This window comes from Pantoea sp. Ae19-2 (genome assembly GCF_059801205.1).
In genome coordinates this window covers 168,646-195,633 of record NZ_JBCHWE010000003.1, presented here as the reverse complement: position 1 = coordinate 195,633, position 26,988 = coordinate 168,646, and the positions used below count along the sequence as shown (strand labels likewise).

Annotated in this window: 27 protein-coding genes and 1 other RNA gene; 11 read left to right on the top strand and 17 right to left on the bottom strand. The window is 55.8% G+C overall.

What is annotated here, in order from left to right:
* Positions 1 to 71 precede the first annotated feature (71 nt).
* The 3 genes from recJ to xerD are packed head-to-tail and all read right to left on the bottom strand — an operon-like array spanning position 72 to position 3,451.
* Positions 72 to 1,805: a single-stranded-DNA-specific exonuclease RecJ gene (gene recJ / locus AAIE03_RS23140; protein ID WP_008461632.1), complete on the bottom strand. Its 1,734-nt coding sequence runs from the start codon at positions 1,803 to 1,805 to the stop codon at positions 72 to 74.
* Positions 1,806 to 1,811: 6 nt separating this feature from the next.
* Positions 1,812 to 2,528 (bottom strand): bifunctional protein-disulfide isomerase/oxidoreductase DsbC, encoded by a 717-nt coding sequence (gene dsbC / locus AAIE03_RS23135; protein ID WP_336708732.1) that lies wholly within the window; start codon positions 2,526 to 2,528, stop codon positions 1,812 to 1,814.
* Positions 2,529 to 2,554: 26 nt separating this feature from the next.
* Entirely contained in the window at positions 2,555 to 3,451 is an 897-nt protein-coding gene (gene xerD / locus AAIE03_RS23130; protein WP_008461629.1) for a site-specific tyrosine recombinase XerD, read from the bottom strand.
* A gap of 102 nt (positions 3,452 to 3,553) precedes the next feature.
* Between xerD and fldB the strand changes: the two genes are divergently transcribed.
* Positions 3,554 to 4,075, top strand: a complete 522-nt coding sequence (gene fldB / locus AAIE03_RS23125) for a flavodoxin FldB (RefSeq protein ID WP_166995287.1) — start codon at positions 3,554 to 3,556, stop codon at positions 4,073 to 4,075.
* Here fldB and AAIE03_RS23120 read toward each other — a convergent pair.
* Together AAIE03_RS23120 and sdhE are read right to left on the bottom strand one after the other, a co-directional pair.
* Positions 4,072 to 4,494: a protein YgfX gene (locus AAIE03_RS23120; RefSeq protein WP_166878208.1), complete on the bottom strand. Its 423-nt coding sequence runs from the start codon at positions 4,492 to 4,494 to the stop codon at positions 4,072 to 4,074. The genes fldB and AAIE03_RS23120 overlap by 4 nt on opposite strands.
* Positions 4,475 to 4,741 carry an FAD assembly factor SdhE gene (sdhE, locus tag AAIE03_RS23115; protein ID WP_008461626.1) on the bottom strand — a complete coding sequence of 89 codons (267 nt, stop codon included), beginning with the start codon at positions 4,739 to 4,741 and terminating at the stop codon, positions 4,475 to 4,477. The genes AAIE03_RS23120 and sdhE overlap by 20 nt, the downstream gene beginning before the upstream one ends.
* 246 nt (positions 4,742 to 4,987) lie before the next feature.
* On the opposite strand from sdhE, the gene ygfZ reads away from it, so the two are divergent.
* A complete protein-coding gene (gene ygfZ / locus AAIE03_RS23110; RefSeq protein WP_336708729.1) occupies positions 4,988 to 5,974 on the top strand; it encodes a tRNA-modifying protein YgfZ in 987 nt (328 codons plus the stop codon).
* Positions 5,975 to 6,032: 58 nt separating this feature from the next.
* Here the strand turns inward: ygfZ and trhA are convergent, their stop codons facing one another.
* On the bottom strand, positions 6,033 to 6,686 hold the full coding sequence (trhA, locus tag AAIE03_RS23105; protein ID WP_008461624.1) for a PAQR family membrane homeostasis protein TrhA: 654 nt from the start codon (positions 6,684 to 6,686) through the stop codon (positions 6,033 to 6,035).
* Between the two features lie 174 nt (positions 6,687 to 6,860).
* On the opposite strand from trhA, the gene AAIE03_RS23100 reads away from it, so the two are divergent.
* The 3 genes from AAIE03_RS23100 to AAIE03_RS23090 all read left to right on the top strand — a co-directional run bounded on the left by AAIE03_RS23100 (position 6,861) and on the right by AAIE03_RS23090 (position 9,826).
* On the top strand, positions 6,861 to 7,454 hold the full coding sequence (locus AAIE03_RS23100) for an HD domain-containing protein (RefSeq protein ID WP_166878201.1): 594 nt from the start codon (positions 6,861 to 6,863) through the stop codon (positions 7,452 to 7,454).
* Between the two features lie 42 nt (positions 7,455 to 7,496).
* Positions 7,497 to 8,225 carry a MurR/RpiR family transcriptional regulator gene (locus tag AAIE03_RS23095; protein ID WP_336708727.1) on the top strand — a complete coding sequence of 243 codons (729 nt, stop codon included), beginning with the start codon at positions 7,497 to 7,499 and terminating at the stop codon, positions 8,223 to 8,225.
* A gap of 167 nt (positions 8,226 to 8,392) precedes the next feature.
* Complete coding sequence (locus AAIE03_RS23090; protein WP_166995278.1) at positions 8,393 to 9,826, top strand: 6-phospho-beta-glucosidase; 1,434 nt, start codon at positions 8,393 to 8,395, stop codon at positions 9,824 to 9,826.
* A gap of 71 nt (positions 9,827 to 9,897) precedes the next feature.
* Here AAIE03_RS23090 and AAIE03_RS23085 read toward each other — a convergent pair whose 3' ends face one another.
* Both AAIE03_RS23085 and AAIE03_RS23080 read right to left on the bottom strand, forming a co-directional pair.
* Positions 9,898 to 11,364, bottom strand: a complete 1,467-nt coding sequence (locus tag AAIE03_RS23085) for a sensor histidine kinase (RefSeq protein ID WP_336708725.1) — start codon at positions 11,362 to 11,364, stop codon at positions 9,898 to 9,900.
* A gap of 4 nt (positions 11,365 to 11,368) precedes the next feature.
* Complete coding sequence (locus AAIE03_RS23080) at positions 11,369 to 12,082, bottom strand: winged helix-turn-helix domain-containing protein (protein WP_008461615.1); 714 nt, start codon at positions 12,080 to 12,082, stop codon at positions 11,369 to 11,371.
* A 144-nt stretch (positions 12,083 to 12,226) separates the two neighbouring features.
* Between AAIE03_RS23080 and AAIE03_RS23075 the strand changes: the two genes are divergently transcribed.
* From AAIE03_RS23075 to AAIE03_RS23065, 3 genes are read left to right on the top strand one after another with little or no spacing between them, the layout of a single operon-like run.
* Positions 12,227 to 12,838, top strand: coding sequence for a cytochrome b/b6 domain-containing protein (locus tag AAIE03_RS23075; RefSeq protein ID WP_008461613.1), 612 nt, complete (start codon positions 12,227 to 12,229; stop codon positions 12,836 to 12,838).
* A 9-nt stretch (positions 12,839 to 12,847) separates the two neighbouring features.
* Positions 12,848 to 13,609 carry a molybdopterin-dependent oxidoreductase gene (locus AAIE03_RS23070; protein ID WP_336708722.1) on the top strand — a complete coding sequence of 254 codons (762 nt, stop codon included), beginning with the start codon at positions 12,848 to 12,850 and terminating at the stop codon, positions 13,607 to 13,609.
* Between the two features lie 35 nt (positions 13,610 to 13,644).
* Positions 13,645 to 13,917 carry a pentapeptide MXKDX repeat protein gene (locus tag AAIE03_RS23065; protein ID WP_008461611.1) on the top strand — a complete coding sequence of 91 codons (273 nt, stop codon included), beginning with the start codon at positions 13,645 to 13,647 and terminating at the stop codon, positions 13,915 to 13,917.
* A gap of 43 nt (positions 13,918 to 13,960) precedes the next feature.
* Here the strand turns inward: AAIE03_RS23065 and AAIE03_RS23060 are convergent, their stop codons facing one another.
* The 8 genes from AAIE03_RS23060 to AAIE03_RS23025 form a co-directional block, all read right to left on the bottom strand.
* Positions 13,961 to 14,704 (bottom strand): SDR family oxidoreductase, encoded by a 744-nt coding sequence (locus tag AAIE03_RS23060; RefSeq protein WP_166995274.1) that lies wholly within the window; start codon positions 14,702 to 14,704, stop codon positions 13,961 to 13,963.
* A gap of 217 nt (positions 14,705 to 14,921) precedes the next feature.
* Positions 14,922 to 17,795, bottom strand: a complete 2,874-nt coding sequence (gene gcvP / locus AAIE03_RS23055; protein WP_336708720.1) for an aminomethyl-transferring glycine dehydrogenase — start codon at positions 17,793 to 17,795, stop codon at positions 14,922 to 14,924.
* A 55-nt stretch (positions 17,796 to 17,850) separates the two neighbouring features.
* Entirely contained in the window at positions 17,851 to 18,240 is a 390-nt protein-coding gene (gene gcvH, locus AAIE03_RS23050; RefSeq protein ID WP_008461608.1) for a glycine cleavage system protein GcvH, read from the bottom strand.
* A gap of 29 nt (positions 18,241 to 18,269) precedes the next feature.
* Positions 18,270 to 19,367, bottom strand: coding sequence for a glycine cleavage system aminomethyltransferase GcvT (gcvT, locus tag AAIE03_RS23045; RefSeq protein WP_039287537.1), 1,098 nt, complete (start codon positions 19,365 to 19,367; stop codon positions 18,270 to 18,272).
* 492 nt (positions 19,368 to 19,859) lie between these two features.
* Positions 19,860 to 21,059 carry an FAD-dependent 2-octaprenylphenol hydroxylase gene (gene ubiI, locus AAIE03_RS23040; protein WP_336708718.1) on the bottom strand — a complete coding sequence of 400 codons (1,200 nt, stop codon included), beginning with the start codon at positions 21,057 to 21,059 and terminating at the stop codon, positions 19,860 to 19,862.
* A gap of 12 nt (positions 21,060 to 21,071) precedes the next feature.
* The gene (gene ubiH / locus AAIE03_RS23035) at positions 21,072 to 22,250 is read right to left on the bottom strand and encodes a 2-octaprenyl-6-methoxyphenyl hydroxylase (protein ID WP_166995266.1); all 1,179 of its coding nucleotides are present in this window, start codon (positions 22,248 to 22,250) and stop codon (positions 21,072 to 21,074) included.
* Complete coding sequence (pepP, locus tag AAIE03_RS23030; protein ID WP_166995264.1) at positions 22,247 to 23,563, bottom strand: Xaa-Pro aminopeptidase; 1,317 nt, start codon at positions 23,561 to 23,563, stop codon at positions 22,247 to 22,249. Before pepP ends, ubiH begins: the two co-directional genes overlap by 4 nt.
* A 23-nt stretch (positions 23,564 to 23,586) precedes the next feature.
* Positions 23,587 to 24,165: a YecA/YgfB family protein gene (locus tag AAIE03_RS23025; RefSeq protein ID WP_008461600.1), complete on the bottom strand. Its 579-nt coding sequence runs from the start codon at positions 24,163 to 24,165 to the stop codon at positions 23,587 to 23,589.
* Positions 24,166 to 24,332: 167 nt separating this feature from the next.
* Between AAIE03_RS23025 and zapA the strand changes: the two genes are divergently transcribed.
* From zapA to AAIE03_RS23010, 3 genes are all read left to right on the top strand, one after another.
* Positions 24,333 to 24,662 (top strand): cell division protein ZapA, encoded by a 330-nt coding sequence (zapA, locus tag AAIE03_RS23020; protein ID WP_336708715.1) that lies wholly within the window; start codon positions 24,333 to 24,335, stop codon positions 24,660 to 24,662.
* Between the two features lie 41 nt (positions 24,663 to 24,703).
* A non-coding RNA gene (gene ssrS / locus AAIE03_RS23015) (6S RNA) lies at positions 24,704 to 24,887 on the top strand.
* A 20-nt stretch (positions 24,888 to 24,907) separates the two neighbouring features.
* On the top strand, positions 24,908 to 25,504 hold the full coding sequence (locus tag AAIE03_RS23010) for a 5-formyltetrahydrofolate cyclo-ligase (RefSeq protein WP_336708714.1): 597 nt from the start codon (positions 24,908 to 24,910) through the stop codon (positions 25,502 to 25,504).
* Positions 25,505 to 25,541: 37 nt separating this feature from the next.
* On the opposite strand, the gene serA is transcribed toward AAIE03_RS23010, so the two are convergent.
* On the bottom strand, positions 25,542 to 26,780 hold the full coding sequence (gene serA / locus AAIE03_RS23005) for a phosphoglycerate dehydrogenase (protein ID WP_008461595.1): 1,239 nt from the start codon (positions 26,778 to 26,780) through the stop codon (positions 25,542 to 25,544).
* Between the last annotated feature and the right edge of the window lie 208 nt (positions 26,781 to 26,988).

Sequence of the window (26,988 nt, the reverse complement as noted above, 5' to 3'; positions counted from 1 at the left end):
GCCGCATTTTGTAGCATTCTCCCTGACATATAGCCAAGTAATTAACGCTGCAGCAGCGTCGAGAATGCGGGCTATATCGGCCAGAGATGATCGATTAAAAGCTGCACGCTGCGGTTGCCGCGGAACTCGTTCACGTCCAGCTTGTAGGCCAGCTCAACTTCGCGCACGCCGTTGTCCGGCCAGCGGGTGGTATCCACGTTGAAGGCGATACCGTCCAGCAGCGGACCGCCACCGACAGGCTCCACCATCACCTTCAGGTGACGCTCGCCCACCAGGCGCTGCTGGAGAATACGGAACTTGCCGTCAAACAGCGGCTCCGGGAACATTTGCCCCCACGGCCCGGCGTCTCTGAGCATCTCCGCCACTTCGAGCGTCATCTCCTGCGCGGACAGCTGACCGTCGGACCAGATTTCCCCCTGTAACAACGCCGGGTCCAGCCACTCACCGACCAGGTCGCCAAAACGCTGGCGAAACTCCTCAAAGCGAGCCTCTTCCAGCGACAAGCCTGCGGCCATGGCATGACCGCCGAACTTCAGCATCATGCCCGGATAAAGCGTATCCAGACGTTCTAAGGCATCACGCATGTGCAGCCCCTGAACTGAACGGCCGGACCCTTTAAGCGTGCCGTCTCCCGCAGGCGCGAACGCGATGACCGGGCGGTGGAAACGCTCTTTGATGCGCGAGGCCAGAATGCCGACCACGCCCTGGTGCCATTCCGGGTGATACATTGCCAGCCCGTAAGGCAGGGCTTCGCTACTGCGCTCCAGCTGTTCGCAAAGGGTCAGCGCTTCGACCTGCATGCCTTGTTCAATTTCTTTCCGCGTTTGGTTCAGCGCGTCCAGCTCGTTAGCCAGCATACGCGCTTCACCAATGTTTTCGCTGAGCAGCAGCGCCACGCCAACCGACATATCATCCAGTCGGCCTGCGGCGTTCAGGCGCGGCCCCAGCGCAAAGCCCAGATCGCTGGCGGCGATCTTTTGCGGCTCACGATTAGCCACTTCAAGCAGCGCGCGAATGCCGGGACGGCATTTCCCCGCGCGAATGCGGCTTAACCCTTGCCAGGTCAAAATGCGGTTGTTGGCATCCAGCGGCACAACGTCCGCCACGGTGCCCAGCGCGACTAAATCGAGCAGTTCTGCAAGATTCGGAATGGCCAGCCCACGCTGTTCGAACCAGCCGTTATCACGCAGATGCGTGCGCAGCGCCAGCATCAGATAAAACGCGACGCCGACACCAGCCAGGGATTTAGATGGAAATGCGCAGTCGGCGAGATTCGGGTTAATGATAGCTTCAGCAGCGGGAAGTGTTTCCCCTGGCAGGTGGTGATCGGTCACCAGCACCGGGATCCCCAGTGCATGGGCGCGCTCAACGCCCGCATGGGATGAGATGCCGTTGTCGACGGTCACGATCACCTGCGCACCGCGGGCATGGGCCTGATCGACCACTTCCGGGCTAAGCCCGTAACCATCCTCAAAGCGATTAGGCACCAGGTAGCCAATATTCTCAGCCCCCATGCTGCGCAGGGCCAGAACGCTTAGCGCGGTACTGGTTGCCCCATCGGCATCAAAATCGCCGACAACGATGATGCGCAAGCCTTCGCGAAAGGCGTTATAAAGCATGACCACGGCCCGATCGATGCCGCTGAGCTGCTGCCACGGCAGCATTCCTTTTACGCCGCGCTCCAGCTCTTGTTCGCCACGCACGCCCCGGCTGGCATACAGCCGCTGTAACAAAGGAGGCAGCGTAGCCGGAAGCGCCACCGAGCTGTCAACGACCCGGCGGCGGAGTTGCGTTTGCTGTTTCACCCGAAATTAACCACCCGCTTTCATTAACTGCTTGTGGGCATCCAGCATTTGTTTCATTTCTTTAGGCCCCTGATAACCCGGGATCATGCTGCCGTTGCTCAGCACGATCGCTGGCGTCCCCTGCACGCCAAACTGCACGCCCAGGTTGTAGTGGTTAGCCAGGTTAATGTCACAGCTTGCCGGTGCCACATCACCGCCCTTCATTGCGGCATCGAACGCTTTGTTACGGTCTTTCGCGCACCAGATAGACTTCATGTCGCTCTCGGCCTGGCTTTGCAGCCCCTGACGAGGGAATGCCAGATAACGCACGGTGATCCCCAGCGCGTTGTAGTCGCTCATCTCTTCATGAAGCTTGTGGCAGTAGCCGCAGGTGATGTCGGTGAACACCGTAATCACATGCTGCTCCTTCGGCGCTTTGTAGATAATCATCTCTTTTTCCAGCGCGTTCAGCTTGCCGATCAGCAGTTGGTTGGTCACGTTCACCGGCTGAGCGCCGCTCACGTCATACAGCGGCCCCTGAATCACATGTTTGCCGTCTTCGGTGATATAAAGTACGCCGCTATCGGTCAACACAGTTTTCATCCCGGCAACCGGTGCAGCCTGAATCTCTGCGCCCTGCACGCCCAGCTTCGCCAAAGATTGTTTAATAGCGGCGTCATCCGCGTGAGCAATACCGGAAACGGAAGCGGCCAGCAGCGAAAGCAGCCAAAAACCTTTTTTCATGAGGATTCCTTTATCTCTTGTAGCACTCACGCTCGAGGGTGGTGCTGTTGATGCAGCTGGCGTAAACGCGCCGTCGCTACATGTGTATAAATTTGTGTGGTGGACAAATCACTATGGCCCAGCAGCATCTGTACGACACGAAGATCCGCGCCATGGTTCAGCAGGTGCGTGGCAAAAGCGTGGCGTAGCACATGCGGAGACAGTTTTTCACTGTCGATACCGGCCAGCACGGCATAGTGCTTAATGCGGTGCCAGAAGGTTTGCCGCGTCATTTGCTGTGCGCGATTGCTGGGGAAAAGCACATCCAGAGACTGCCCGTTTAACAACTCCGGGCGGCCATACTTCAGGTACTCTTCAATCCAGTACACAGCCTCTTCGCCCAGCGGCACGAGACGCTCTTTGTTGCCTTTACCAATCACTCGCACCACGCCCTGCCGCAGGCTGATATCGCTCATTGTCAGCCCAACCAGCTCCGAGACGCGCAGCCCGGTTGCGTACAAGACTTCAAGCATGGCTTTATCGCGCAGTTCAATAGGCTGATCGACACACGGAGATTGCAACAGCCGTTCAACCTGAGCCTCGCTTAAATCCTTCGGCAAACGCTGGGGAAGTTTGGGCGATGAAAGCAGCGCACTGGGGTCGTCTTCCCGCATTTTTTCGCGATACAGGTACTGAAATAACCGCCGCATAGCGCTAAGCAACCGCGCGGAACTGGTGGCTTTATAACCGCCCTCGACGCGCTCCGCAAGCAGCGACTGGAGATCCGAAGCCTGAACGGTCAAAAAACTGAGTTGCTGACGCTGCAGCCACTCGGCCACCATAGTGAGATCGCGGCGATAAGAGCTGAGCGTATTTTCGGCCAGATTTCTTTCCAGCCACAGCGCATCCAGAAACTGTTCGATACGGATCTTATCCTGCTCCACGCTCCACTCCTGATTTGGCGAATTGTGTCCATTATGCATGATGGCGAATGGGATCTGGTACACTTGGCCATCTGCACGCGATTAAAATGAGTTGTTATTGCTATGAACATTGGTCTTTTTTACGGCTCCAGCACCTGCTACACCGAAATGGCCGCCGAAAAAATTCGCGACATTATTGGTCCTGAACTGGTGACGCTTCACAACCTGAAAGATGATGCCCCGGCCATGATGGAGCAGTATGACGTTCTGATCCTGGGCATACCGACCTGGGATTTTGGCGAACTGCAGGAAGACTGGGAAACCGTCTGGCCGCAGCTGGATGGCCTGAACCTGGAAGGCAAACTCGTGGCGCTTTACGGCATGGGCGATCAGCTTGGCTACGGTGAGTGGTTCCTGGATGCGTTAGGCATGCTGCACGACAAGCTGGCACCGCGCGGGGCACAGTTCATCGGCTACTGGCCAACAGAAGGCTATGAATTTACCAGCCCAAAACCGGTCATTGCCGACGGGCAGCTGTTTGTTGGCCTGGCGTTGGATGAAACCAACCAGTACGACCTGAGCGACGAACGCATTGAAACCTGGTGCGAGCAAATTCTTGGCGAAATGGCCGAACGCTTCGCTTAAATCTGCCCGCTTCCGCTCGCCTGCTGTTGCATCAGCAGGCGGCGTAGATCGCGCCATTCACCGATGTCCATGCTGTCAGCCGCCAGCCAAAGATGCTGGCAACGATGCTTTCCGGCACGACGCAGTCTTAGCATCGCCCCGCTGTCAATCATCCATGGATTTCCGACGATATCCCAGTCACGCCCCTGCCAACGCAGACGAAAATCCGTCAGCAGTTTAATTTCGCCCTGGCGAGCGTGAATGCGGCGCTGGCTGCGTACGCTGTCGAAAACCACAAGGGAAAGCAGCAGCATCCAGACCAGCGTGTAGCTCATCGGCCACGGCATTAGCAGCACGAATAGCGCCACCAGGCCGTGGAGAAGCAACGACATCCATTGCGCGCGCCAGGAAACCCGGAGATCAGATTGCCACAGGACCACGTTCTTTATTCCGTGTCTGAATCAGGGCAACCATACGCTGAAGCTCGGCATCTGCTGGTTTACCGTGATTCATCAACCAGTTAAACAGGTCTGGATCGTCAGACTCCAGCAGGCGAACAAACAGCTGTTTGTCGCTGTCGCTGAGCGTTTCGTATTCATGTTCGAAGAACGGCATAATCGAAATATCGAGCTCGCGCATTCCACGGCGGCATGCCCAGTGAATTCGGGCTTTATTATTGATATCCATGTGCACTTTCCTGCTTAGCCATCAAGTTGGGTACGGAGTTAGTGTAACGTGTTTTCGTCACCGGGATTACCTGAATGTTCCATTGTGCGCGCTTTCCCCACACAAACCCGTGTAACAGCACCGATTGCACAAGATTCCCCGAGGCAACACGCAAACGCACGAATGGCGTTATCAAACTGCTTGCATTGCCCTCTGGCTCTTTTACCATTGAGAAATTAAACCGTTGGATAACCCGGGATCTTTGTTATGGCTTTTAATCCGTTTCCTCCTCGCCAGCCCAGTGCCGCCGCCCGTCTACCGCTGACACTAATGACGCTCGACGACTGGGCTCTCGTGACTGCCGTAGGTGCAGACACTGAGAAATATCTTCAGGGCCAGGTGACTGCCGACGTCGCGAAACTTGACGCGGGCCAGCATCTGCTCTGCGCCCATTGCGATGCCAAAGGGAAGATGTGGAGTAACCTGCGTCTGTTCCATCGGGGCGAAGGCTTTGCGTTTATTGAACGCCGCAACCTGCGTGACGCCCAGCTTACAGAGCTGAAGAAATATTCCGTTTTCTCCAAAGTTACTTTCAATGCGGATGACGCCAGCGTCCTGTTAGGGCTGGCGGGTTTCCAGGCGCGTTCTGCGCTTGCAGCCATTTTCGAAACGCTGCCGGATGAAGAGACTCAGGTTGTTCAGCACGGCGCAACGACGCTGCTGTGGCTGAACCTGCCGGCGGAGCGCTTCCTGATTGTTACTGATGAAGAAACAGCTCAGACGTTAACCGAAAAACTCAGTGAAGAAGCACAGCGTAATGATAGCCAGCAGTGGCTGACGCTGGATATCGAGGGTGGATTGCCGGTCATTGATAGTGTAAACAGCGCTCAGTTTATTCCACAGGCAACAAACCTTCAGGCGCTGGGCGGTATCAGCTTTAAAAAAGGCTGCTACACCGGCCAGGAAATGGTTGCCCGAGCCAAGTTCCGCGGGGCAAATAAACGCGCACTCTGGCTGCTGGCCGGGAGCGCAAGCCGCGTGCCTGAAGCAGGCGAAGATCTTGAGTTGCAGATGGGTGAAAACTGGCGTCGTACCGGCACCGTGCTGGCCGCTTCACGATTGGAAGATGGCCGTCTTGTTGTGCAGGCGGTAATGAACAACGATCTTGAACCGAACAGCGTCTTGCGCGTGCGTGATGATGCAAACAGCAAGCTCTCACTGGCGCCACTGCCCTATTCTCTGGAAGAAAATTAATCGAACACTGAGCCTCGAAACCGGGGCTCAGTAATTTGATTTTGGCGAGTCAGACGCTTTAACGAATATAGAGATAAATCGCGAGGAAATGGCAGACGCTGCCGCCCAGCACAAACCCATGCCAAATGGCATGATTGTACGGAATACGTTTGCAGACGTAGAAAATCACCCCCAGCGAGTAAACAATACCGCCAATCGCCAGCAGCGTAACGCTGCCCGGTGCCAGTTTGACGACCATTTGGTAGATGACGACCAGCGACAGCCAGCCCATCAGCAGATAGGTCACCAGCGACAACACCTTAAACCGGTGTGCAATGGTGAGCTTAAACAGGATCCCCGCCAGCGCCAGGCTCCAGATAACAATCATCAGCCCCTTCGACAGCGGCGAGTTGAGCCCTACCAGCAAAAACGGGGTATACGTGCCGGCGATCAGCAGGTAAATGGCGCAGTGGTCGAATTTTTTAAGCCACCGCTTGGCCCGCTCATGTGGAATAGCGTGGTAAAGCGTTGAGGCGAGAAACAGCAGGATCATGCTGCCGCCGTAAAGACTGTAGCTGGTAATTGCCGTTGCGCTGGCATTGGCATCGACCGCCTGCACCAGCAACAACACCAGGCCAACAATACCGAACACCAACCCAATGCCGTGGCTAATGCTATTGGCTACTTCCTCTGCCAGAGAATATCCATGCGCGACAAGTGGTTTACGAGCCATCTGGCTCCTCCCGAGATAAAGAAGAATAACGCGGCGTTCCTAGCCTAACTGAGAATGATTCCAGTGAACACATGTAAGCTAAAATAAATATGTGAGCGTCTGTGACGACTCCCTTCGTCAGCCTGGAGGATTTCTTTTACAATCAAACGACAGCCAAAAAACAGGGAAAATACGATGCAACAGGCATTTGGTGAAATGAGTGCAGTTATCCATTTCCTGATGGAGATTGATAAGCTGAAGCTGGTTCAGCGTCGCACCAAAATCATCGGTCATGAAAGACATGAAAACTCTGCCGAGCACAGCTGGCACTTCGCTATGGCGGCAATGAGCCTCGCCCCCTGGGCCGAAAAAGAGGTGAATATTCAGCGCGTGATCCAAATGGCGCTGCTGCACGACATCGTAGAAATCGATGTTGGCGATGTGCTGGTTTATGACATTGCGGCCCGTGAAGCCATCGCCGAAAAAGAAGCGGCGGCGGCACGGCGTCTGTTTGGTTTGTTGCCTGCGCCGCAGGGGCCACAATTTCTGGCTTTGTGGCAAGAATATGAGGCAGGCACCACGCCCGACGCCCGCTTTGCCGGGGCGCTGGATCGCATTTTACCTATTCTGCTTAACCTGCATAACGAAGGGCAGAGCTGGCGAGAGAATAATATTTCCCTGCAGCAGGTATTAACTCGCAATGCGCAGGTGGGAGAAAGCTGGCCGGAATTGTGGCAACATGTCGAGCGTCAATTATATCGGGCGCACGAGAAAGGCTGGCTGCGTTAGTTCCAGCCATCCGTAAGCACCGTACCAGCAGGAAGAAAAAGTATGTTTACCCATGCGGCAATCGCCACCCTGAACGGCCTCGAAATGATGGTGTACAACTTTGTCATTAAAAACAAAGACAAAGTCATGTACATGACCATTCGAGAGCTGGCGGATGCCGCAGGAGTCTCCACCACGACCGTGTTGCGTTTTTGCCGCAAACTCAACTGTGAAGGGTATTCCGAGTTTCGCGTTCGTTTTAAATTATATCTGGAGCAAACGGAAATTCAGCCCGCTAATTTCGGCAGTAGCGAAATTATCAGTTTTTTTAAAAGTACCAATAATGAAGAATTCGATAATTTAATCGACCACGCCGTTGATATTATTTGCTCCTCCGAGCGTATTATTTTTGTTGGCGCGGGAACATCCGGTGCTTTAGCTAAATATGGTGCACGTTTTTTCTCAAACGTTGGTAAATTTAGCAACCATATTGATGATCCTTATTTTCCGGTCACCAATGATATGGCACGAAACGCGCTGGCTATTGTGCTTTCCGTTTCAGGTGAGACGGAGGAGATCCTGCGCTTTGCCAGCCAGTTCAGCCTTCACCACTGTAAAGTGATGTCTGTCACCAGCCATGAAAACTCATCGCTGGCTAAGTTAGCCGACTTTAATATTTCCTGGCATATTCCACCGGTACGTATTGCCGGAGTGTATGACATCACTACACAAATCCCCGTTATTTATATTCTTGAAACCATTGGCCGCCGCCTGGCAAAAAGAATGCTATAAAAAAACACCCTGTTTTTTGTTTGTGACAAATCACAATTCACGCTATTTGTTATATCGTGACAATCCCATTTCATTTGTTAGACTCCAAAGCAGAAAAAAAATACTTTCAGCGCGACGATGTGAACCTACGCACATTATTTTATGCGCTAACAATGAGATGAAAGAATATGAAACAACTTAAGTTACCGAAGGACTTTTTATGGGGCGGCGCGGTTGCCGCTCACCAGGTGGAAGGCGGCTGGAACAAAGACGGTAAAGGCCCAAGCATTTGTGACGTACTGACGGGCGGTGCCCATGGCGTCCCACGCGAGATTACTCAGCAGGTTGTGCCTGGTAAATACTACCCGAACCATGAAGCAATTGACTTTCATGGTCGCTATAAAGAAGACATCAAGCTGTTCGCCGAGATGGGCTTCAAGTGCTTCCGTACCTCCATTGCCTGGACCCGCATTTTCCCCAACGGCGACGAGCAGCAGCCTAACGAAGCTGGCCTGAAGTTCTACGACGATATGTTCGATGAGCTACTGAAATACAATATCGAGCCGGTCATCACCCTCTCCCACTTCGAAATGCCGCACCACCTGGTGACCGAATACGGCGGCTGGACCAACCGCAAAGTGGTCGATTTCTTTGTTCGTTTCGCCGAAGTCGTGTTCGAGCGTTACAAGAGCAAAGTGAAGTACTGGATGACCTTTAACGAAATCAATAACCAGCGTAACTGGCGCGCGCCGCTGTTCGGCTACTGCTGCTCCGGTGTGGTTTACACTGAGCATGACAACCCGGAAGAGGTGATGTACCAGGTGCTGCACCACCAGTTTGTGGCGAGCGCAATGGCGGTGAAGATCGGCCACCGCATCAACCCTGAGATGAAAATCGGCTGCATGCTCGCCATGGTGCCTCTGTACGCCTTCTCCTGTAAGCCTGAAGACCAAATGTTTGCGCAAGAATCAATGCGTGAACGCTATGTGTTTACCGACGTGCAGCTGCGTGGCTATTACCCGTCTTATGTACTGAACGAATGGGAACGCCGCGAGTTCAACATTAAAATGGAAGCCGGTGACGAGCAGATCCTGCGCGAAGGCGTCTGTGATTATCTCGGGTTCAGCTACTACATGACGAACGCCGTTCAGGCCGAAGGCGGCAGCGGCGATGCGCTTTCCGGCTTCCAGGGCAGCGTGCCAAACCCGCACGTCAAAGCCTCCGACTGGGGCTGGCAGATTGACCCGGTTGGCCTGCGCTACGCGCTGTGTGAACTGTATGAACGCTACCAGAAACCGCTGTTCATCGTAGAAAACGGCTTTGGCGCTTACGACAAAGTAGAGGCGGACGGCACCATCAACGATGACTACCGCATTGATTACCTGCGCGCTCACGTTGAAGAATTGAAAAAAGCTGTGACCTACGACGGTGTGGATCTGATGGGCTATACGCCATGGGGCTGCATCGACTGTGTGTCGTTTACCACCGGCCAGTACAGCAAGCGCTACGGCTTTATCTACGTCAACAAACACGACGACGGCACTGGAGATATGTCGCGCTCCCGCAAGAAGAGCTTCAACTGGTACAAAGAAGTGATCGCAAGCAATGGCGAGAATATCTAAACGATCACCACCTCCATAGGAGGTGGTTTAGCGTTGATAAGCAAAAGGCGCCCTCATGGCGCCTTTTTTATTTAAACGGGCAACCCAAACCGGAAGCAGGCCCCGCGCTTTGGCTGGTCCACCAGCGAAATGTCGCTGCCGTGCAGTTGCAGCATCTGGCGCACAATCATCAGTCCAAGCCCGCCAACCCTGAGCCGGGATTGATTCACAATCGAAGGCCGCACAAACAGCCCCTCTTTTAGCTCCTGCGGAATACCTGGCCCGCTGTCGCTGACCTGCACCATGACTTTATCCACCTCTTTCCACAGCCGGACTGAAATCATGCCTTTGTCCGGCGTATGGCGAATGGCGTTGTCCAACAGATTAGTCAACACGCGCTCGATCATGCTGACATCGGCTTCAATCAGCGGCAGTCCTGGCTGGATGTCAGCTAAAAGTTCAAGTTGGCGAGTTTGCGCCGGAAGCTCAAATTTCTGGAACACATCCTGCAGCAATTCGCTCAGGGAGAAGCTCTCTTTGTGTGGCTTCACCACCCCGTATTCCAGCCTGGCCAGTTCGAACAGCGACTGCGCCAGCGCCCCAACCTTCTGACTCTGGGCCAGCGCAATATCCAGATAGCGCTTTTTCTCCGCCTCGCTCAGCGTAGCCGACATGACCGAGAGGCTTTCCAGGTAACCATGCAGCGACGTTAGCGGCGTTCTCAGGTCATGGGAGATATTGGCGATAAACTCGCGCCGCAGCTGATCTTGCTGAGTCAGGCTATGCCACTGCTCGGAGATTCGCCCGGCCATAGCAATCACCCCGTGACGCAGTTGGGCCAGCTCATCCCCATCTCCTCCTGGATTTTGCGGCAGAGCCGCCATGGCCTGCATTTCGGCCATCCCTCCTGATTCCAGCGCCTTAACGTGCTGCGAAAGTTCGCGTAACGGGCGTGTGATCCAGCGAAACGCCAGGCCGCCCACCACCAACCCCAGCACGCAGACCAGGCTGAGCAGAAACAGGCTTAGCTTTAAAACGGCATCAAACTGAGCGCTGTTGGCAAGCTGATTGTAGGTTTCCCCCAGCAGCACCACATACAAATAGCCCTCCAGCTTGCCGTCTCGCATCATCGGCGCCACGCTAAACACTTTCTGCCCGTCAAGGCTGCGCGGGTCGTCTCCATAAAGCGGGAATTTGCCGCCGTTCAGCGCGGCCCGTAGCGGAGCGAGATCGACCTGATGGCGCTTAATATGCCCATCCGGGGCTGCATCACCAATGATATTGCCTTGTTTATCCAGCAGATAAACTTCCACGCTGGGGTTAACGGCCATCAGATGGTCGAACAGCGTGCGGACCGAGTCTTTGTTCAGCCCATCCTGCCCGAGCAGCGGGTAGCTCTGGTTGATGTGCTGCGCCAGGTCACCGGAGAGTTGCTGAATCACGGCCTGGCTGTATTGCGTGCTGGTACGCACCTGCAGCCAGCCCAAAAAGGCGCAGGCGGTCAGCAGCAACACGGCAAAAACCAGCGTCAGGCGGCGGGAAAGCGTAAGAATTCGCATAGGGTTACTCACGTATCAGGGCGGTAAACTTATAGCCTTTACCCCACACGGTGCGGATAAAATTCGGCTCCGCCGGGTTATCTTCAATCTTGATACGCAGCCGGTTGATGTGGGTGTTTACGGTGTGCTCATAGCCTTCGTGCTGGTAGCCCCAAACCTGGTTGAGCAGGTGCAGCCGCGAAAACACTTTGTCCGGGTTGCGGGCGAAAAAGTACAGCAAATCAAACTCACGCGGGGTGAGATCTATCGGCATCTGATTCAGCCGAACATCTCTGGCCAGCGGATCAATCGTAAGCGGGCCAAAAGTCAGCGTGCCGGCGTCTATCTTAAGGTTTTGGCTCATCGCCTCCTGACGGCGGAACAGCGCCTTCACGCGGGCGACCAGTTCGAGCATTGAAAACGGTTTCGCCAGGTAGTCGTCCGCGCCCAGCTCAAGCCCCAGCACGCGATGCGTTTCGCTGGAGCGAGCGCTGATCATAATAATCGGCGTGTACCGCGTCATGCTTCTGGCAAAGCGGCAAATCTCCAGGCCATCGACGCCGGGCAGCATCAGATCGAGAATCAGCGCATCCCAGCCGCCCTGCCTGAGCTTTTCCAGGCCGAGATTGCCGTCGGCGGCATGCACAATTTCAAAGCCTTCTTCCCGCAAATGCAGCTGCAGAAGCTCGGCGATATTTTCGTCGTCTTCTACGATCAGTATTTTTTTTGCCTGATTCACTTTGTCTGTCCCCACACGCTGGCATAGCCAAAGTTTACACAACTCGCGTCGGTTAAGTTGTCACATTTAATTTAACTTTGCGTGAGGCAATGGGGAACAAATCTGGCCAATACTCGCTGCATCGAATCACGAGGAAGCCGGACGATGGAAAGCTCAACGCTGCATACCGCCCCAACGCTCATTCACCCGCTATGGCTGAGGCTCTGCCACTGGCTGAATGCGCTGGCGATCCTGATTATGGTCACCAGCGGCTGGCGCATTTATAACGCCTCTCCGCTGTTTCATTTCCAGTTTGCCAACGAACTGACACTCGGCGGCTGGCTGGGTGGCGCGCTGCAGTGGCACTTCGCCGGGATGTGGCTGTTTGCGGTCAACGGCGTGATTTATCTGCTGTGCAATCTCTTCAGCGGCCGCTTTAAGCAGAAATACTGGCCCTTATCGCCTCGCGAATTCTTCCAGGACGCCTTTGCGGCGCTGCGGGGGAAATTAGCCCACGCTGACCTGAGCCATTACAACATGGTGCAAAAGGCGGCCTATCTGTTTGTTATCGCCGATAGCCTGCTACTGGTTATTTCCGGCCTCGTCGTGTGGAAATCCGTGCAGTTTGCCCTGCTGCGAGAATTGCTTGGCGGCTATGACACAGCGAGGTTTATCCACTTTTATGCCATGTCCGCCCTGGTCGGTTTCGTGGTGATTCATCTGCTGATGGTGGCGCTGGTGCCCCGCACGTTGCTCGCCATGCTCCGTGGCCGCTGAGGAAGAAACATGAGCGATAAAAACGAAATCATTAAAGAAGCGACGCAGCTGATTAATAAGCAGCTCACGCAGGAAGGCCGCCGTCGTTTTTTAAAGCAGAGCTTAACGCTCGGCGGCATCGCGATGCTCACCGGCTGCGATATCAGCGATAACGCCACGGTTGAAAGTTCGCTCAGCAAGATTTCACGTTTTAACGACCGCATTCAGGCCTGGCTGTTTAACGGCAGCCAACTGGCACCGGTTTACCCGGAAAGCATGATCGACGCTAACTTCCCGTTTAACGCCTTTTACGGCGAGGACGAAGCGCCGGACATCAACGGCGACAGCTACCGCCTGGAGCTTGCCGGGCTAATTACCGACAAGCGCCCGTGGACGCTGACACAGCTGCACCAGATGGCGCAGGTCAGCCAGGTGACCCGCCATATCTGCGTCGAAGGCTGGAGCGCCATCGGCAAATGGGGCGGCGTCCCTTTTGCCCTGTTCCTGAAAGGGATTGGCGCCGACCTGCGAGCCAAATACGTCAGCTTTAAATGCGCGGATGACTACTACACCAGCATTGATATGGCCACCGCGCTGCATCCACAAACGCTGATTGCTTTAACCTGGGATGGCAAAGTCCTGCCGCGCAAATATGGCTACCCGATGAAACTGCGTATCCCTACCAAACTCGGCTACAAGAACCCGAAGCATATTCAGGTCATTGAAGTCACCAATCGCTACCCCGGCGGCTACTGGGAAGACCAGGGCTATAACTGGTTCGGTGGTAGTTAACTCTCTGTCTCACTGCAAAATCAAGGAAATACATCATGAAAAAGATCTACGCTGCCCTGCTGTGCTCCACCATGCTGTTCGGTATCGCCGGGGCTAACGCTGCCGACTCGATGAGCAAGGATTCCATGGCCAAAGACGGCATGGGCAAAATGACCCACACCTGTAAAGACGGCATGAACAAAGACGGCATGAAGAAAGATTGCATGTCCAAAGATGGCATGAAGAAAGACGGGATGAGCAAAGACCCTATGGGCAAAGACAGCATGGCCAAAGACGGTATGGCGAAAGACAGCATGAGCAAGCAATAAGCCTGACGCTACGCCAGTCTCACCCTCTTCTGGCGTAGCGAACTCATTTCCCACCTGCCGCATCAATAAAGGTGCCGGTCACGTAAGATGCCTTTTCGCTCAGCAGCCATAGAATGGCCTCCGCGATCTCTTCCGGCTGACCGCCGCGCTGCATCGGCAATGCCGTTTTCACCCGATCAACTCTCCCCGCTTCTCCACCGGAAGCATGCATTTCGGTATAAATAAAACCGGGCCGCACGCCGTTCACGCGGATCCCCTGCGCGGCAACCTCTACCGCCAGCCCGGTGGTCAACGTATCGACGGCTCCTTTGGACGCGGCATAGTCAACATATTCCCCAGCAGCGCCTAAGCGGGACGCGGCAGAAGAGACATTCACAATGGCTCCACCTTCCCCACCGTGATGCCATGCCATGCGCTTCACCGCTTCCCGGCAGCAGAGAAAATATCCGGTAACGTTTGTCGTCAGCACGCGATTGATACGTTCCGCCGTAAGGTTTTCAATGGTCGATTGCTGGAACAAGATGCCGGCGTTATTCACCAGGGCGGTCAGCGGCCCAAATGCGTTATCGATTTCGGCGAACATCGCCATCACCTGCAGCTCATCGGCAATATCCGCCCGCAGCGCCAGCGCTTCTCCGCCCTGGGCAATGATCGTCTTGACCACTTCATCCGCAGCCTGCTTATTGCGGAGGTAGTTCACCACCACTTTATAACCATGCTGAGCCAGCAAAAGCGAGGTTGCTTTACCCATTCCCCGGCTGCCGCCGGTAACCAAAGCTATCTTCATGCGACTCTCCAGAAACAAGAAAGGGCACCGAAGTGCCCTTAAGGTTGATGACAAAGAGGAAAAAAGCGTGGTTTTTTCCTCTTTGTGATTATCAGCCGAAAATCAATAAATTGATTTTCCTTATTTTTTTGACGAATCGTCTAGCATTTCTACTATCACCAGAGGATTGTCAGCAGTCTTTAGGGCACCGAAGTGCCCTTGATTCAATCTGTAAAAACTATTCGTACTCGCTCATCGGCACGCAGGAGCAGAACAGATTACGGTCGCCGTAAACGTCGTCAAGGCGCTTCACGGTTGGCCAGTATTTATTGTTGAGACCTGCCGGGAAGACCGCCAGTTCACGGGTGTACGGGTGCGCCCACTCGGCAACAATTTCATCCTGAGTGTGCGGCGCGTTCACCAGCGGGTTGTCTTCCAGCGGCCATTCGCCTGCAACGACGCGGTCGATTTCGCTGCGGATGGACAGCATTGCATTAATAAAGCGGTCCAGCTCCACTTTGCTTTCGGATTCGGTTGGCTCAACCATCAGCGTGCCCGCTACCGGGAACGACATGGTTGGCGCGTGGAAGCCGAAGTCGATCAAGCGCTTGGCGATATCCAGCTCGCTGATGCCGGTTTCTTCTTTCAGCGGACGAATATCCAGAATACATTCGTGAGCCACACGGCCATTCGCGCCGGTGTAGAGCACCGGATACGCGGATTTCAGGCGAGTCGCGATGTAGTTGGCGTTCAGAATCGCTACGGAGCTGGCTTTCTTCAGGCCGTCCGCGCCCATCATGCGGATGTACATCCAGCTGATTGGCAGAATAGAGGCGCTGCCAAACGGGGCGGCGGAAACCGCGCCTTGCTGGGTCAGCATCTCTTCAATCTGCACCACGCTGTGGCCCGGTACAAACGGAGCCAGATGCGCTTTCACGCCGATTGGGCCCATGCCCGGGCCGCCGCCGCCGTGCGGAATGCAGAAGGTTTTGTGCAGGTTGAGGTGTGAAACGTCAGCGCCGATATACCCCGGCGTGGTGATCCCCACCTGGGCGTTCATATTGGCGCCGTCCAGGTAAACCTGGCCCCCAAACTGATGCACGATCTGGCACACTTCGCGGATCGTTTCTTCGTACACGCCATGAGTGGACGGGTAAGTCACCATGATGCAGGAGAGCGCTTCGCCCGCCTGTTCGGCTTTAACACGCAGATCCTGCAGATCGATGTTGCCTTGTTTATCACAAGCCACGACGATCACTTCCATACCCGCCATTTGCGCCGAAGCCGGGTTGGTACCGTGCGCAGAGCTTGGGATCAGGCAGATGTTGCGGCTGCCTTCGTTGCGGCTTTCGTGGTAGCGGCGGATAGCCAGCAGGCCAGCGTATTCGCCCTGGGCGCCGGAGTTCGGCTGCATGCACAGCGCGTCGTAGCCGGTCAGTTTCACCAGCCAGTCGGACAGCTGGGCGATCATCTGGTGGTAGCCTTCGGCCTGGTTTGCCGGGCAGAACGGGTGCAGCTCGGCAAATTCCGGCCAGGTGATCGGGATCATTTCGGCCGCAGCGTTCAGCTTCATGGTGCAGGAGCCGAGCGGGATCATCGCCTGGTTGAGCGCCAGATCTTTACGCTCCAGAGAGTGCATGTAGCGCATCATCTCGGTTTCGCTGTGGTAGCGATTAAAGACCGGGTGGGTCAGGATCTCGTCATCGCGCAGCATCGGAGCCGGAATGGACTGGCTGTCGTTGGCAACGTCACGATCCAGCTTGTCGATATCCAGGCCGTGAGCATCGCCCAGCAGCACGTCGAACAGAGCAACAACATCTTCACGGGTGGTGGCTTCATCAAGAGTGATGCCTACCGCGTTCAGGATGTCGCTACGCAGGTTAATTTCACGCGCTTCGGCACGCGCCAGCACGGCGGCTTTATCAGCCACTTCAACACAAAGGGTGTCGAACCAGTGTTTGTGGCGCAGAACCAGCCCTTTCTGCTGCAGGCCGGCGGCCAGAATGTCGGTCAGGCGGTGGATGCGGCCTGCAATGCGTTTCAGGCCAGCCGGGCCGTGGAAGACCGCATACAGGCTGGCAATGTTCGCCAACAGCACCTGGGAAGTACAGATGTTGGAGTTCGCCTTCTCGCGGCGGATGTGCTGCTCGCGGGTTTGCATCGCCATGCGCAGCGCGGTGCGGCCAGCGGCATCGCGGGAAACGCCGATAATACGGCCTGGCATGGAACGTTTAAATTCATCGCGAGCGCCGAAGAACGCCGCGTGCGGGCCGCCGTAGCCCATTGGGACACCGAAGCGCTGGGCAGAGCCGAAGACAATGTCCGCACCCTGTTTGCCCGGCGCGGTCAGCATCACCAGCGTCATGAAATCTGCGGCTACGCTGACCACAACTTTACGCTGTTTCAGCTCGGCAATCAGAGCCGTGTAATCATGCACTTCGCCGGTGGTGCCCACCTGCTGAAGCAGCACGCCGAACACATCCTGATGGTCCAGCACTTTCGCAGCATCATCGACAATGACGTCAAAACCGAAGGTTTCCGCGCGGGTACGCACCACGTCCAGCGTTTGTGGATGAACGTCAGAGGCCACGAAGAAACGGTTAGCGTTTTTCAGCTTGCTGACGCGCTTAGCCATTGCCATAGCTTCGGCTGCCGCGGTAGCTTCATCAAGCAGAGAAGCGGAAGCGATATCCATGCCGGTCAGGTCAAGCGTGACCTGCTGGAAGTTCAGCAGCGCTTCAAGACGCCCCTGGGAAACTTCAGGCTGGTAAGGCGTGTAGGCGGTGTACCAGCCTGGGTTTTCCAGCATGTTACGCAGAATCACCGGCGGCGTTTGTACCGCGGTGTAACCCATGCCAATGTAATTTTTGAAGCGTTTATTGCGGCTGGCAATGCCTTTTAACTCTGCCAGGGCCGCAAACTCGGTCGCCGCGGCGCCAATCTGAGGCGGCTCAGCAAGCTGAATATCCTGCGGGACAATGCTGGCGATCAGGTCGGGGAGCGTCTTCGCGCCGACGGTCTCCAGCATCTCTTGCTGCTGCTGCGCGTCCGGGCCAATGTGACGGTCGATAAACGCTTCGTGATTCTCTAACTGACGTAAAGACTGGGTCATGAGCGGTGATTCCTGAAATGGTTTCCCCTCCCCGCAAGGGAGAGGGGTTTAAAAATTACTCGTCTTCTAACAGTGCTTCATAGGCAGAAGCATCCAGCAGCGCAGCAACCTGTGCTTCGTCGCTGGCTTTAATTTTGAAGATCCAGCCTTCGCCATAAGGCTCGCTGTTGACCAGTTCCGGGCTGTCGCTCAGCGCGTCGTTGACCGCAACGATTTCACCGCTGATTGGCGCGTAGATGTCAGAAGCCGCTTTCACGGATTCAGCAACGGCACAATCATCACCGGCAGAAACGGTGGCGCCCACTTCAGGCAGGTCAACAAATACCATGTCGCCCAGCAGTTCCTGCGCGTGTTCGGTGATGCCCACGGTGTAGCTGCCGTCAGCTTCTTTACGCAGCCATTCGTGCTCTTTGCTGTATTTCAGTTCGTTCGGCACATTGCTCATTGTTTTCTCCTGATACCAGATTTCAAAATTTAAAGCGCGACCGGCTTACCGGCGCGAACAAAAATAGGTTTGGTGACTTTGACCGGCATTTCGCGGTTGCGGATCTGCACGATCGCCGTTTCACCGATACCCGCCGGGACGCGAGCCAGCGCAATGCTGTAGCCGAGCGTTGGCGAGAAGGTGCCGCTGGTGATTGCCCCTTCGTGCGTATTGCCCTGCGCGTCGGTAAACCGTACCGGCAGCTCATTACGTAATACGCCTTTTTCGGTCATGATCAAGCCAACCAGCTCTTCGGTGCCGTTCGCACGCTGTGCTTCCAGCGCTTCGCGGCCGATAAAGGCACGATCTTCTGGCTGCCACGCGATGGTCCAGCCCATGTTCGCGGCTAGTGGAGAAACGCCTTCGTCCATGTCCTGGCCGTAAAGGTTCATGCCAGCTTCAAGACGCAGCGTGTCGCGAGCGCCCAAGCCGCAAGGCTTAACGCCCGCCTCAACCAGCTGCGCCCAGAATCCCGCGGCCTTGTCGTTCGGCATTGCAATTTCATAGCCCGCTTCGCCGGTGTAGCCGGTGGTGGCAATAAACAAATCACCGGACTGCACGCCAAAGAACGGTTTCATGCCTTCAACGGCTTTACGCTGCGCTTCGCTAAACAGCGTGGCGGCTTTGGCTTTCGCATTCGGCCCCTGAACAGCAATCAGCGCCAGGTCGTCACGCACGGTGACGGACACGCCAAACGGTTCAGCGTGCTGGTTGATCCAGGCAAGGTCTTTTTCACGAGTAGCGGAGTTAACAACGAGGCGGAAATAGTCTTCAGTGAGGAAATAGATAATCAGGTCGTCAATCACGCCGCCGGAAGCATTGAGCATGGCAGTGTAAAGCGCTTTGCCCGGCTGGGTGAGTTTGGCGACGTCGTTGGCGACTAAGTAACGCAGAAACTCGCGGGTACGGCTGCCGTGCAGATCGACGATGGTCATGTGCGACACGTCGAACATACCGGCGTCGGTGCGTACGGCGTGGTGCTCATCAATTTGCGAGCCGTAGTGCAGCGGCATCATCCAGCCGTGGAAATCAACCATGCGGGCACCGCAGAGCGTGTGCTGTTCAAATAAGGGGGTCTGTTGAGTCATCTTTTCCTCTTTAACCATCTGGTGGCAAGGCGGATTTGGCTTTGCCAACCGTCAGACGAAACCCGGCATCGCCACCGTTCCCCGATAGCGACGCAAACGTTACCTTTGACCTGAACTTACCACCGAACGGGGACGTAAACCATAAGCGAAAAACGGTCATTGCATTAGCTTATGACCAAAATGGGAGAGGAAGTGTGCAGAGTAATTGACTGTAAAAATGCGATTCACTCCACATTAACAGCAGGTATTTAGTGTCGAATTTAGCACTGGCTAACATTTACGACCATTTCAGAAACAAATTGACTACATCGCATAATTTGTAAGATTAGAAAATGTAATCCGAGATTTGTCCTGAGATTAGAATATTTCAAACGAGGGAGCAGATACCCTTCCCGGTCATCGGGAAGGGAAATGTGACGGGGTTATCACTATGGATTCCATCAGGTGGGTGAGTACTGCTCACCCCCGTGTAGCGCGAAGTATGACGAGTATTTATTGCAGCCAGGATGGCAGATCTTGCAACCCCATCGCCTGGCGAACCAGTTGAGGTTTAACTCCCGGCAGCGTATCGGCAAGCTTCAGGCCAATATCTCTGAGGAGTTTTTTCGCCGGGTTGCTGCCGGCGAACAAATCGCGGAAGCCTTGCATACTGGCCAGCATCACCGCCGCGCTGTGCTTGCGGCTGCGCTCATAGCGACGCAGGTAGAGATGCTGCCCAAAATCTTTGCCTTCGCGATGCAGGCGGCGAATTTCCGCAATCAATTCCGCGGCATCCATAAAACCGAGGTTGACGCCCTGCCCGGCCAGTGGGTGAATGGTATGGGCGGCATCGCCCACCAGCGCCAGACGATGGCCGGCAAAGCTGCGGGCGTAGCGGCCCGTCAGCGGGAAGGTGCGGCGCTCGCTTTCAACAGAACACAGGCCGAGACGCATGTTAAACGCAACGGAAAGCGCCTGGTTAAACGCTTCATCGTCGGCCTGCTGCATACGAGCCGCTTCTTCCGGCGGCAGCGACCAGACAATAGAACAAAGATGTGGGTCAGAAAGCGGCAGAAATGCCAGAATGCCTTCGCCGTGGAACACCTGACGTGCGACGGCCTGATGCGGCTCGGCGGTGCGAATCGTCGCTACCAGCGCATGATGGTTATAGTCCCAGAACGTCAGCGGGATATCGGCTTTGTCCCGCAGCCAGGAGTTGGCGCCATCTGCGCCCACCACCAGCCTTGCAGTTAGCATTGTGCCGTCTTTCAGGGTCAGGAAAGCGTCGTTTTCACCCCAGGCGACCTGGTGAATGTCCACGGGGGCCATCAGGCTGATGTCGCTGCATTGCTCCGCACGTTGCCACAGCGCCTGGTGGATCACCGAGTTTTCGATGATGTGCCCCAGGTGGCTAAAACCGAAGCTCTTATCATCAAAGGCGATTTGCCCGAAGCTGTCTCGCTCCCAGACTTCCATCCCGTGATAGCTGCTGGCTCGCTCGCTGATTTTTGGCCACGCGCCCAAATGCGTCAGCAGCTTTTCGCTCGCCGCATTGATAGCCGAAACGCGCAGTTCCGGGGCAGCGTCAGGCCCCAGCGGCTGGGGAAGATGACTTTCAATGACCGCAACGCGCAGGCCGCTGCCCTGAAGTCCGCAGGCCACCGCCAGCCCCACCATGCCGCCGCCGACAATCGCCACATCTACGCTTTGCAAATTGACTCTCCTTTAACGCGCCACCCAACCCAGGGTGCGCTGAGCCAGCACGTCTCGTGCCGGAGTAAAATGTTCCATCGCCATCAGGCCAAGGTTACGGCCCGCCACTAGCGGTGCCCAGCGGTTAGCAAACAGCTGAACCAGCCCGTCAGTGACGCCAATAGTTGCCGCTTTATCTGCGGCACGGCGCTGCTGATAAGCGGCCAGAACCGGGAAGCTGCCGACATCCGTGCCTGCAGCGTGCGCCTCTGCCAACCCTTCAGCCAGCGACATAACGTCGCGCAGGCCAAGGTTGAACCCCTGCCCGGCTATCGGATGCAGCGTTTGCGCGGCATTGCCTACCAGCGCCAGGCGATGGGATACGGTCTGAGAAGCCTGTTGTAACGCCAGAGGATAATGATGACGAATGCCTGCATGGGTAATTCGCCCCAGCCGCCAGCCAAAGGCACGCTGAAGCTGCTGACAAAACGCTGCTTCGCTCCAGCTTTCAACCTCGTCACGGGCATCCAGCGCATGGCACCAGACCAGCGAGCAGCGCCCGTCGGACATAGGCAGCATGGCGATTGGCCCGAATTCGGTAAAGCGCTCAAATGCCCGGCCATGATGGGGTTCAGAAGTAGTGACGTTGGCAATCACGGCGATCTGCTGGTAGCTCTGCGGCTGCCAGGTGATGCCGCACTGCGCCGCCAGCTTAGAACGGGTGCCATCCGCGGCAACCAAAACGTTGCCCTGCAGCTCAACGCCGTTATCCAGCACAACCTGCACGCTATGCTCATGCCGGGTAAACGACGAAACGCGCTGCGGGCAGTGCAGCGTTACGCCAGGCGCTTTACGCAGCAGGCTAAAAAGACGCAGCCCGACGTCGTGCAGCTCCACAACCTGCCCAAGCGCATCAATCTGGTAATCCTCAGCTTCAAGGGTGACGAAGCCGGCGTGGCCTTTGTCGCTGACGTGCACGGTTTTAATTGCCGTGGCGCAGTCGACGAGCGCAGACCATACGCCAATGCGGGCCAACTGCTGCCGGGTGCCCTGGGCGAGCGCGATGGCTCTGGCATCAAACCCCGGATGAGCGGCTGAGTCCGGGGCAATCGCCTCGATGAGGTGCACCGGCAATTTCCCCTGGGTGAGGGTCGATATGGCTAATGCCAGCGTCGCCCCCGCCATCCCGCCGCCAACAATGATGACGCTCATGGCTGACGCGCCGCTGCCATCAGCGCTTCGATATCGTCTGCCGACTTCACCACGCTGGCGGTCAAGTTCTCGTTGCCGTCTTTGGTGATCACAATGTCGTCTTCAATGCGGATGCCAATGCCACGATACTGCGCGGGCACGTCCGCATCCGGAGCAATATAAAGCCCAGGTTCGACGGTGATGACCATACCCGGCTCCAGCACGCGTGACCTGTCCTGCCCGTAAGCGCCCACGTCGTGCACGTCCAGCCCCAGCCAGTGGCTCAGGCCATGCATAAAGAACGCGCGGTGGGCGTTATTGGCGATCAGATGATCGATATCGCCTTTCAGAATACCGAGCTTCACCAGCCCCTTAACCATGATGCGCACCACTTCCGTCGTCACTTCCTGCATGGACGTGCCCGGCCGGTAGAGTTTTAGCGAGGTTTCGAGCGATTCCAGCACGATGTCGTAAATTTCACGCTGCGCTGGGCTGAATTTGCCGTTAACAGGGAAAGTGCGCGTGATGTCTCCGGCGTAGCTTTGGTATTCACATCCGGCGTCTATCAGCACCAGATCTCCGTCGCGCAGTTCACTTTCGTTTTCGGTGTAATGCAGAATGCAACCGTTCTCACCGCCGCCCACAATAGTGGTGTACGAAGGATAACGCGCGCCGTGGCGAGTAAACTCGTGGTGAATTTCACCCTCGAGCTGATATTCAAACATTCCCGGGCGGCAGGCCTGCATGGCACGAGTATGCGCCAGCGCGGAAATCTCGCCGGCACGACGCATAACGGTAATCTCTTCTTCGGATTTGAAGAGGCGTAGTTCGTGTACCGTCGGGCGCCAGTCGGTCAGGGTTACGGGCGCAGCGAGATTTTGACGCGAACCACGACGCAACTTATCCAGCGCGGCAAAAACGATGTTATCCGCATATTCGTACTCGCCCTGAGCGTGGTAAACCGCATCCAGACCGTTTAGCAGGAGATGTAATTGCTCACCGATTTCGCTGAAGGCCAGCGCGCGATCCACCCCTAACTTCTGCGGGGCAGCGTCCTGGCCAAGCCTGCGGCCAAACCAAATTTCTGCACTTTTATCCCGCACGCGGTTGAACAGCACGCTGTGATTATGCGACTCATCGCTTTTAATGAGCACCAGCACGGCTTCCGGCTCGTTAAAGCCGGTGAAGTACCAAAAATCGCTGCTCTGCCTATAAGGGTATTCGCTGTCGGCATTGCGGGTCGCTTCCGGGGCCGCGAAAATTAACGCAGCGCTGCCGGGCACCATTTTCGCCAGTAGCGCCTGGCGGCGGCGAAGAAATTCCTGCTGGGTCATCACATCTCCTGATTTTTTGATCGTTAGTGGAGCGTAGGTTTGCGTACCTCTGGCGCGGTCGGTGCCGCGTGAGTAAAGGTGTCGTGGCACAGCAGCGCAGCAACACGCACATACTCAATGATCTCTTCGAGCGACATCTCCAGCTCTTCCTGGTCTTCGTCCTCGTCGTAACCCAGTTGGGCAATATTACGCAGATCGTCAATGGCTTCGCCGGTTTCACCGGTGACTTTGTCGAGCTTGCTCTGCATGACGCCGAGGCCCAGCAGGAAGTGGTTTACCCAGCCGGAAAGCGCATCGGCGCGATCGAAAACGGAGACATCATCCCCGTCCGGCAGGTAAAGCTGGAACAGGAAGCCTTCGTCTTCCAGCGCATCGCCAATGGCGCCGTGCATCTGGCGCAGCGGATCTGCGAGGTTCTGGCTAAAGGCCAGGCCTTCGTTAGTCAGGTCATGCAGCAGCGTTTGCCAGCTGGTGTCTTTGTTACCACCGCACAGCATGCCGCTGATCAAGCCGTGCATTTCTGCAGGCGTCAGACCCACACCCTGTTGGTTCAAAAGTTGGCCGACTAAGTCGTAGTCCGGCATTGCGTTCTGTATTGACATGCGCATTCGTCATCGTTGGCAGGAATAGTGTGTGTTATGCTACCACCAGGACCCCCGCAGATACCAGAAAAGGGCTTGTATCTTGATATCGGGATAGCTATAGTGGCGCCCCTTCCGCTACCGGGGCCGGTAGCGTAAGGCAGGCGAGTAAACAGCAGGAAGGTGGCATGTCTGCACAACCAGTCGATATTCAAATTTTCGGTCGTTCATTGCGCGTGAATTGTCCGCCTGAACAACAGGATGCGCTGAATCAGGCTGCGGAAGAGCTGAATCAGCGGTTGCAAGATTTAAAAGTTCGCACTAGAGCCACAAATACCGAGCAGCTGGTGTTCATCGCAGCACTTAACATTTGCTACGAACTGGCTCAGGAAAAGTCGAAAACCCGTGACTACGCCGCCAATATGGAAGAGCGTATTCGGATGCTACAGCAGACCATCGAACAAGCATTGCTTGAGCAAGGTCGCATTGCAGACCGACAGGGTCCAAAGTTTGAATAACACTTCGCAGTTGACTGTGGTAGAGTAACTTCGAAGACAAAATTTCTCTGAGATGTTTGCAAGCGGGCCAGTCCCCTGAGCCGATATTTCATACCACAAGAGTGTGGCGCTCCGCGGTTGGTGAGCATGCTCGGTCCGTCCGAGAAGCCTTAAAACCATGACGACACACTCACCTTGAACCAAGGGTTCAAGGGTTACAGCCTGCGGCGGCATCTCGGAGATTCCCTCTTTACTACCCGGCCATCATGACGCATACCCCGTTAACCTCAACGCTTCGTCAGGACATTCGCCAAACGATTCGGCAGCGACGCCGGTCGCTCACTCCCCCAGAACAACAAACCTTTGCCCTACAGGCTGCTGAACGCATGCTGGCGTTTGAGCCGGTCATTCGTGCTCAGACCGTAGCGTTGTTTCTCTCGTTCGACGGGGAACTGAATACCACTCCGCTGATTCAGGCTTTATGGCGGGCAGGCAAAAACGTTTATCTCCCGGTGCTTCATCCTTTTAGCCCCGGCAACCTGCTGTTTTTACGCTACACGCCGCAAAGTCACCTGGTCACCAATCGCCTGAAAATTCTTGAGCCTAAGCTGGATGTTCGCGACGTGCTACCGCTGAATAAGCTGGATGTACTGGTCACGCCGCTGGTTGCCTTCGATGAAACAGGCCAGCGTCTGGGGATGGGCGGCGGGTTTTACGACAGAACGCTGCAGCACTGGCAGCAGCACGGTTTCTACCCGGTTGGCCTGGCGCATGATTGCCAGCAGGTGGAGACGTTGCCGGTAGAACAGTGGGATATTCCTTTGCCTGCCGTGGTGACGCCATCGCGCCTTTGGCAGTGGTGATGCCACTTCCCCCTTCGGGGAAGAGGCCATGGTCAGATCAGTACAGCAGACGGGCGCGGATGGTGCCCGGAATCGCTTTCATTGACTTCAGCGCTTTCTCAGCCACATCTTCCGGCGCATCAATATCAATTACTACGTAACCCATGTGCGGCGTGGTCTGCAGGAACTGAGCGGCAATGTTGATACCCTGCTCAGCAAAGATCTGGTTAAGCGCGGTCAGAATGCCAGGGCGGTTCTCATGAATGTGCAGCAGGCGGCTGCTGGTGCCCCCGTGCAGCGGCAGAGAAACTTCCGGGAAGTTAACCGCAGACAACGTAGAGCCGTTATCCGAGTATTTCGCCAGTTTGCCCGCCACTTCCAGGCCGATGTTTTCCTGCGCTTCCTGAGTTGAGCCGCCGATGTGCGGGGTCAGGATCACGTTATCAAATTCGCACAGCGGAGAGTTAAACGGATCGCTGTTGGTGGCCGGTTCGGTCGGGAAGACGTCGATAGCCGCACCAGACAGATGCTTGCTGGAAAGCGCACCGCACAGAGCAGGAATATCTACCACCGTACCGCGAGAGGCGTTGATCAGCAGAGAGCCCGGCTTCATCAAGGCCAGCTCGTTCGCGCCAATCATGTTTTTGGTGGAGGCGTTTTCCGGCACGTGCAGACTAACCACATCGCTCATATTCAGCAGGTCGGAGAGATGCTGAACCTGAGTCGCGTTGCCCAGCGGCAGCTTGTTTTCGATATCGTAGAAGTAGACGTGCATCCCCAGGGATTCAGCCAAAATCCCCAGCTGCGTACCGATGTGGCCGTAGCCAATGATGCCCAGCTTTTTACCACGGGCCTCAAAAGAGCCTACCGCCAGCTTGTTCCACACGCCACGGTGCGCTTTGGCGTTAGCTTCAGGAATGCCACGCAGCAACAGCAGCAATTCACCAATCACCAGTTCAGCAACGGAACGGGTGTTCGAGAACGGGGCGTTGAACACCGGAATACCGCGCTTCGCCGCCGCATCCAGATCAACCTGGTTGGTGCCGATGCAGAAGCAGCCTACAGCCACCAGTTTTTCAGCCGCGGCAAAGATCTCTTCGGTCAAATGGGTGCGGGAACGCAGGCCAATGAAGTGAGCATCACGGATCGACTCTTTGAGCGCTTCGGAATCCAGCGCGCCTTTATGGAATTCAATGTTGGTGTATCCCGCTGCACGGAGGCTGTCTACCGCCTTCTGGTGCACGCCCTCCACAAGCAGGAATTTAATTCTGTCTTTATCCAGTGATACTTTTGCCATTTCCCGACCCTATTTTCAGTGCTGTTGTATTCGTTTTTAGGCGGTGATGCGCCACCGCCTATAAGTTACCCTTCTGTCAAAATATCAAAATCTACGTTTGGGGCAATATGAACGATTGCGTCGCCGTATCGTCAGGCGGGAATAAGGCGGCGAGAGTCAGAATAAAATGCTGAGCGGGAGAGTGAACCAGGCATGAATCACAGAACTG

Coding starts and splice junctions, on each gene's coding strand:
- dsbC (WP_336708732.1), bottom strand. CDS start 2,528: ATGAAAAAAGGTTTTTGGCTGCTTTCGCTGCTGGCCGCTTCCGTTTCC.
- fldB (WP_166995287.1), top strand. CDS start 3,554: ATGAACATTGGTCTTTTTTACGGCTCCAGCACCTGCTACACCGAAATG.
- sdhE (WP_008461626.1), bottom strand. CDS start 4,741: ATGGATATCAATAATAAAGCCCGAATTCACTGGGCATGCCGCCGTGGA.
- ygfZ (WP_336708729.1), top strand. CDS start 4,988: ATGGCTTTTAATCCGTTTCCTCCTCGCCAGCCCAGTGCCGCCGCCCGT.
- trhA (WP_008461624.1), bottom strand. CDS start 6,686: ATGGCTCGTAAACCACTTGTCGCGCATGGATATTCTCTGGCAGAGGAA.
- AAIE03_RS23100 (WP_166878201.1), top strand. CDS start 6,861: ATGCAACAGGCATTTGGTGAAATGAGTGCAGTTATCCATTTCCTGATG.
- AAIE03_RS23095 (WP_336708727.1), top strand. CDS start 7,497: ATGTTTACCCATGCGGCAATCGCCACCCTGAACGGCCTCGAAATGATG.
- AAIE03_RS23090 (WP_166995278.1), top strand. CDS start 8,393: ATGAAACAACTTAAGTTACCGAAGGACTTTTTATGGGGCGGCGCGGTT.
- AAIE03_RS23085 (WP_336708725.1), bottom strand. CDS start 11,364: ATGCGAATTCTTACGCTTTCCCGCCGCCTGACGCTGGTTTTTGCCGTG.
- AAIE03_RS23075 (WP_008461613.1), top strand. CDS start 12,227: ATGGAAAGCTCAACGCTGCATACCGCCCCAACGCTCATTCACCCGCTA.
- AAIE03_RS23070 (WP_336708722.1), top strand. CDS start 12,848: ATGAGCGATAAAAACGAAATCATTAAAGAAGCGACGCAGCTGATTAAT.
- AAIE03_RS23065 (WP_008461611.1), top strand. CDS start 13,645: ATGAAAAAGATCTACGCTGCCCTGCTGTGCTCCACCATGCTGTTCGGT.
- AAIE03_RS23060 (WP_166995274.1), bottom strand. CDS start 14,704: ATGAAGATAGCTTTGGTTACCGGCGGCAGCCGGGGAATGGGTAAAGCA.
- gcvP (WP_336708720.1), bottom strand. CDS start 17,795: ATGACCCAGTCTTTACGTCAGTTAGAGAATCACGAAGCGTTTATCGAC.
- gcvH (WP_008461608.1), bottom strand. CDS start 18,240: ATGAGCAATGTGCCGAACGAACTGAAATACAGCAAAGAGCACGAATGG.
- gcvT (WP_039287537.1), bottom strand. CDS start 19,367: ATGACTCAACAGACCCCCTTATTTGAACAGCACACGCTCTGCGGTGCC.
- ubiH (WP_166995266.1), bottom strand. CDS start 22,250: ATGAGCGTCATCATTGTTGGCGGCGGGATGGCGGGGGCGACGCTGGCA.
- pepP (WP_166995264.1), bottom strand. CDS start 23,563: ATGACCCAGCAGGAATTTCTTCGCCGCCGCCAGGCGCTACTGGCGAAA.
- AAIE03_RS23025 (WP_008461600.1), bottom strand. CDS start 24,165: ATGTCAATACAGAACGCAATGCCGGACTACGACTTAGTCGGCCAACTT.
- zapA (WP_336708715.1), top strand. CDS start 24,333: ATGTCTGCACAACCAGTCGATATTCAAATTTTCGGTCGTTCATTGCGC.
- AAIE03_RS23010 (WP_336708714.1), top strand. CDS start 24,908: ATGACGCATACCCCGTTAACCTCAACGCTTCGTCAGGACATTCGCCAA.
- serA (WP_008461595.1), bottom strand. CDS start 26,780: ATGGCAAAAGTATCACTGGATAAAGACAGAATTAAATTCCTGCTTGTG.